The organism is Mesorhizobium sp. M1E.F.Ca.ET.063.01.1.1 (assembly GCF_003998155.1).
In the GTDB taxonomy this organism is placed as follows: domain Bacteria; phylum Pseudomonadota; class Alphaproteobacteria; order Rhizobiales; family Rhizobiaceae; genus Mesorhizobium.
The window spans coordinates 1-4,738 of sequence record NZ_RZSC01000463.1 but is presented as its reverse complement, the minus strand read 5'-3'; the positions used below and the strand labels follow the sequence as shown (position 1 = coordinate 4,738).

Below are 4,738 nucleotides of genomic sequence, written 5' to 3'. Positions count from 1 at the left end.
GCCCGATGTCGAGGTGCTGAAGCAGGCCTCCTGGGGCGCTACGCGCGATAATCTTGTGCTTGGCGGCGAAGCCAACGGCATCGACGGCGCCCACATCCTGACGCCGATGCCCTACCTCATGCACACCGGCAAGGTGACCCAGAACAACCAGCCGCTGCCGATGGGGATCGTCGCGCGGCTGAACTACGACTGCCAGGGCATTTCCGTTGCTCAGGAATACGCCGCCACCGGTGTCGGCCTCGACGCGTCCAAACTGAAGGAGGCCTTCGCCGCCAAGAAGGCCGCCGGCAAGGAAGTGAAGGCGGCCATGACCTTCCCGGGCGGCACGCACGACCTCTGGCTGCGCTACTGGCTGGCCGCCGGCGGCATCGATCCCGACAAGGATGTCTCCACCATCGTCGTTCCGCCGCCGCAGATGGTGGCCAACATGAAGGTCGGCAACATGGACGTGTTCTGCGTCGGCGAGCCGTGGAACGAACAGCTTGTTCACCAGGGCATCGGCTTCACCGCCGCCACCACCGGCGAGTTGTGGAAGGGCCATCCGGAAAAGGCGCTCGGCCTGCGCGCCGCCTTCATCGACAAATACCCCAACGCCACCAAGGCAATCCTGATGGCCGTCATGGAAGCCCAGCAATGGTGCGAGGCCATGGAGAACAAGGAGGAGATGGCCTCGATCATCGGCAAGCGGCAATGGATGAACGTGCCCGTTGCTGACATCATCGGCCGCCTCAAGGGCGACATCAACTACGGCAACGACCGCGTCGCCAAGGGCACCGACCTCTACATGAAGTTCTGGAAGGGTGGGGTCTCCTATCCCTTCAAGAGCCATGATGCCTGGTTCCTCACCGAGAACATCCGCTGGGGCAAGTTGGCGCCGACCACCGACATCAAGGCGCTGGTCGACCAGGTCAACCGTGAGGATCTCTGGCGCGAGGCGGCGAAGGATCTGGGCGTCGCGGCAGGCGACATCCCTCAATCGCCCTCGCGCGGCGTCGAGACCTTCTTCGACGGCAAGACCTTCGATCCGGCCAATCCGTCCGCCTATCTCGACAGCCTGAAGATCAAGGCATCGGCTTAAGCGCAAACGGCGCATTGCGCCGTTTGTCGCAGCGCAACCCAAGCGCAACGGCGCTCGCGCCGTTGTCGCTCCACCGGACTGCCCCACGGAGATTTTCCACGACATGTCCATCCAAACCGTCGAGGACACCAAGGTGAAGGCATTTCCTGCGAAGCCCGCCGAGGTGATTGCCTTCACCGCAAAAGCGCGGCGCCGCATCGACCTCACGGCCATTGTCGGCCGGCTGGCGACGGCACTGGTACCGCCGGCCGTCGTCATCCTCGTCCTGCTCGTCGTCTGGCAGGTGGCCTGCTCTTCGCCGACGGCCAGCCTGCCGCCGCCGAGCCAGGTGTGGAACGAGGCTTACGACCTGATCGCCCATCCGTTCTTCGACAATGGCCCGCAGGACATAGGCCTCGCCTGGCGAGTGCTGATCTCGCTGCAGCGCGTCGCCATCGGCTTCGGCATGGCGGCGGTGGTTGGCGTTGCGCTGGGCGCCCTGGTCGGTCAGTCTGTCTGGGCGATGCGCGGTCTCGATCCGGTCTTCCAGATCCTGCGCACCGTACCACCGCTCGCCTGGCTGCCGCTGTCTCTCGCCGCCTTTCGCGACTCCAACCCGTCGGCGCTGTTCGTGATCTTCATCACCTCGATCTGGCCGGTGATCATCAACACCGCCGTCGGCGTCCGCAACATCCCGGAGGACTACCGCAACGTCGCCCGCATCCTGCGGCTCAACCAGCTCGAGTTCTTCTTCAAGATCATGGTGCCGGCCGCCGCGCCCTACATCTTCACGGGCCTCAGGATCGGCATCGGGCTCTCCTGGCTCGCCATCGTCGCCGCCGAGATGCTTACCGGCGGCGTCGGCATCGGCTTCTTCATCTGGGACGCGTGGAATTCCTCGCGGCTGCCAGACATCATTGTCGCGCTCGTCTATATCGGCGTCACCGGCTTCTGCCTCGACCGGCTGGTTGCGGCGATCGGCGCCTTCGTCACCCGCGGCACAACGGCAAAGTGAGGACGGCGCCATGACCGCCTATCTGAAGCTCGACCATATCGACAAATCCTTCTCTCGTGGCGGCCAGTTCAGCGAGGTGCTGAAGGATATCAGGCTCACCATCGATGCTGGCGAGTTCGTCTCCATCATTGGCCATTCCGGCTGCGGCAAGTCGACCTTGCTCAACCTGATCGCCGGGCTGACCAAGGTTTCCAAGGGCGCCGTGCTGCTCGAGAACAGGGAGGTCGACAGCCCCGGACCGGAGCGCGCCGTGGTTTTCCAGAACCACTCGCTGCTGCCCTGGCTTACCGTCTACGAGAACATCAACCTCGCCGTGTCCAAGGTCTTCGGCCAGACAAAAAGCCGGGCCGAGCGGCATGACTGGATCATGCGCAACCTCGACCTCGTCCAGATGGCGCATGCCAGGGACAAGCGCCCGGCCGAGATATCGGGCGGCATGAAGCAACGCGTCGGCATTGCGCGCGCCCTCGCAATGGAGCCGAAGATCCTTCTGCTCGACGAGCCCTTCGGCGCGCTCGACGCGCTGACCCGCGCCCATCTCCAGGATGCGGTGATGGACATCCACGCCAGGCTGGGCTCGACCATGATCATGATCACCCATGATGTCGACGAGGCGGTGCTTCTGTCCGACCGCATCGTGATGATGACCAACGGCCCGGCGGCCACCATCGGCGAGGTGCTTCCGGTGCCGCTCGCCCGGCCGCGCCGACGCATCGAGCTTGCCTCCGACAGCACCTTCCTGCGCTGCCGCGAGGCGGTGCTGAAGTTCCTCTATGAACGCCACCGCTTCGTCGAAGCGGCGGAGTAAGGCCATGACCGAAAAGCGCACCGCATTGACAATAGGCAATCTACCGCATTGCACAAATATTATGCTGCCCTGCAAGGCATTCTGACTAATCTTTGATCCGCTGCCGGGCTTGGTCAAAAGTCGCACGACAACGTCTTCGTTTTGATTTCATTAGATAATTTAGAGCGCTGTCGAATTGGCACGCTTCCTGCTTTTGAGAATGCAGGCCCGCAAGGGCCAAGAGACACAGGCGTCCAATGGTGGGCGCCACAGGCAAAGCTGCCGCTCAGGTCGACACGCGATCCCGGATGTACGGACGCAAGACCTGGACGGCAGCTTTTTTGTTTTGGACCGAACACGAAAAACGACGGCGCCGATCCCAGGCGGCGCCAGGCGGAGACGAAGATGACGAAACGGATCGGAACTGCGACAACCCTCAAGGATTTCACGCGCCGCGATTTTATCGCCAGCAGCGTCCTGACGGCGGTGCTGTTCACCGCGGCGCTCCTGCTGTTCCCGGCCAATCACGAAACCGAGGGCAAGAGTCCGCAAGTGACCGCGCAAGTCCCGGTCTCGCCGCGCTGACCGATGCCGCGCCTCTGACCAACACAACGCGCGGTGCCTCCCACGCCGCAAACCGGAGCCCAAGATGACCGCAAATCTCCCAGCCGCGCCAAGCCAGGACAGTGCTCCCCGGCAGGCGCTCGTCATGTCCACCATCGCCTTCACCGTCTGCTTCGCGGTGTGGACGATCTTTTCCATCATCGGCGTGCGCATAAAGCAGGAGCTCGGCCTGAACGAGACCGAGTTCGGCCTGCTGGTCGGCACGCCGATCCTCACCGGCTCGCTCGTGCGCATCGTGCTCGGCGTCTGGACCGACCGCTACGGCGGACGTCTGGTCTACACCATGACCATGCTCGCCGCGGCGGTCGCGACCTTCCTGCTCAGCTTTGCGCACACCTATGAGCAGATGCTGATCGCGGCCCTCGGCGTCGGGCTCGCGGGCGGCTCCTTCGCCGTCGGCGTCGCCTATGTCTCGCGCTTCTTCCCGGCCGGCAAACAAGGCACCGCGCTCGGCATCTTCGGTGTCGGCAATGTCGGCGCCGCGGTCACCAAGTTCCTGGCGCCGTTCGTGCTCCTTTCCTGGGGCTGGCAGTCGGTCGCGCTGATCTGGGCGGCCGCGTTGGTCATCATGGCCGTCGCGTTCTGGTTAACCACCAGCGACGATCCGGTCATCCGCGAGCGCCGCGCCGGCAAGGCAGCGCCCGCGAGAAGCTTCTGGCAGGAATTCGCGCCGCTCAAGAACCTGCAGGTCTGGCGCTTCGCCTTCTACTACTTCTTCTCCTTCGGCGCGTTCGTGGCGCTGTCGCTCTGGCTGCCGCGCTACCTCATCGGCGTCTACGGTTTCGGCATCGCCACCGCCGGCATGATCGGCGCCGCCTATTCAATTCCCGCAAGCATCTTCCGCGCCTATGGCGGCGTGCTTTCCGACCGCATCGGCGCCCGTACCGTGCTCTACTGGACCTTCACGGTCTGTGCCGTCGCGACTCTCGTTCTGTCTCTCCCCTCGGCAGACTACGTCGTGCGCGGCATCAGCGGGCCGATCCCCTTCCACTTCGAGATCGGCCCGCTCGCCTTCATCGCCGTCGCCTTCGTGCTCGGCTTCTTCATGAGTCTCGGCAAGGCCGCCGTCTACAAGCACATCCCGGTCTACTATCCGCAGAGCGTCGGCGCGGTCGGCGGCGTGGTGGGCATGATCGGCGGCCTCGGCGGCTTCATCCTGCCGATCGCCTTCGGCGCGCTGAACGACCTCACCGGCGTCTGGTCGAGCTGCTTCATGCTGCTCTTCCTCATCGTCGTCTCGTGCCTGGTCTGGATG

At 64.2% G+C, this 4,738-nt stretch carries 5 protein-coding genes; all 5 read left to right on the top strand.

What is annotated here, in order from left to right; translation table 11 throughout:
- On the top strand, window positions 1–1,078 hold a 1,078-nt coding region (locus EOA29_RS25445; RefSeq protein WP_127221781.1), incomplete at its 5' end, for a CmpA/NrtA family ABC transporter substrate-binding protein.
- 103 nt (window positions 1,079–1,181) lie between these two features.
- Window positions 1,182–2,072 (top strand): nitrate ABC transporter permease, encoded by an 891-nt coding sequence (ntrB, locus tag EOA29_RS25440; protein WP_126092926.1) that lies wholly within the window; start codon window positions 1,182–1,184, stop codon window positions 2,070–2,072.
- Window positions 2,073–2,082: 10 nt separating this feature from the next.
- Complete coding sequence (locus EOA29_RS25435) at window positions 2,083–2,880, top strand: ABC transporter ATP-binding protein (protein ID WP_126092925.1); 798 nt, start codon at window positions 2,083–2,085, stop codon at window positions 2,878–2,880.
- 384 nt (window positions 2,881–3,264) lie between these two features.
- Entirely contained in the window at window positions 3,265–3,444 is a 180-nt protein-coding gene (locus EOA29_RS25430) for a hypothetical protein (RefSeq protein ID WP_126092924.1), read from the top strand.
- 64 nt (window positions 3,445–3,508) lie between these two features.
- Window positions 3,509–4,738: nitrate/nitrite transporter (locus EOA29_RS25425; protein WP_145969791.1), on the top strand; the 1,230-nt coding region annotated here is incomplete at its 3' end.

What these genes read in the sequence shown, in the direction of transcription:
- ntrB (WP_126092926.1), top strand. Translation starts at nt 1,182, where the DNA reads ATGTCCATCCAAACCGTCGAGGACACCAAGGTGAAGGCATTTCCTGCG.
- EOA29_RS25435 (WP_126092925.1), top strand. Translation starts at nt 2,083, where the DNA reads ATGACCGCCTATCTGAAGCTCGACCATATCGACAAATCCTTCTCTCGT.
- EOA29_RS25430 (WP_126092924.1), top strand. Translation starts at nt 3,265, where the DNA reads ATGACGAAACGGATCGGAACTGCGACAACCCTCAAGGATTTCACGCGC.